Annotated in this window: 1 protein-coding gene; it reads left to right on the top strand. The window is 62.5% G+C overall.

Annotated elements, in window-relative coordinates; all coding sequences use genetic code 11:
• Window positions 1-907 (top strand): DUF6531 domain-containing protein (locus AC0ZWN_RS28805; protein ID WP_476337713.1); only part of this gene is annotated, 907 nt, incomplete at both ends.

Raw genomic sequence — 907 nt, 5'->3', positions numbered from 1 at the left:
TGAGCGATGCGGTGCTCGATGGCGTGTTGCCGTTTGAGTTCACCCGTTTGTATCGCTCCAGCGCCGCCGAAATCGATGTTGGGTTGGGGTTTGGCTGGAGTCATTCGCTGGCGCATCGGCTGGAGTTTGCTGGCGACGAGGTTGTCTGGGTCGATCACGAGAACCGCCGTACCCGTTTCCCGCTGCCGAGCGTTGAGCGGCCGGCGATTCACAACAGTTTGTCGCGGGCGGCGATTTTTCTGGGCGAGGAGCCGGAAGAGCTGATCCTCGCGCTGGCCGGGGACACGGCGCGCTTTTATCACTTTCGTGCAGGACGGCTGACGGCGATCAGCGATGCCTATGGCAATCGTCTGACGGTGCAGCGTGATCGCTCTGACCGGGTGCAGCGACTGGATAACGGCGCCGGGCGTTCGCTGCTGTTGCGCTATGACCGCGCGCAGTTGGTTGGTGTTGATTACCAGGTGATTCGCGACGGTGCCTGGGGCACCGAACAGGCGCTGGTCAGTTACCGCTACGACGCCTATCAGCACCTGATCGAAGCAAGCAACGCCGTCGGTGACAGCGAGCGCTACGACTACGACGACGCTCACGTAATTCTGCAGCGGCAACTGGCTGGCGGTGCGAGCTTCTTCTGGGAATGGGAGCGCTCGGGGAAATCGGCGCGCTGCGTGCGTCACTGGGCGTCGTTCTCGCAGATGGACACGCGTTACGTCTGGAACGACGACGGCAGCGTGGCGGTGCATTACGTCGACGGCACTGAAGAGACCTACGTCCACGACGAGCGTGCGCGGCTGGTGCGTAAAGTCTCGGCGGACGGTGGTGAACAGCTCAAGGCCTATGACTCATCGGGGCGGTTGATCGCCGAGCAGGATGCCTTGGGCGCTGTCACCGAATACCGCTACGACGA

The organism is Pseudomonas sp. 3B-A001-10F, from assembly GCF_056313565.1.
Note: the sequence above shows the minus strand (reverse complement) of the source record. Positions and strands in the feature narration are given on the sequence as shown.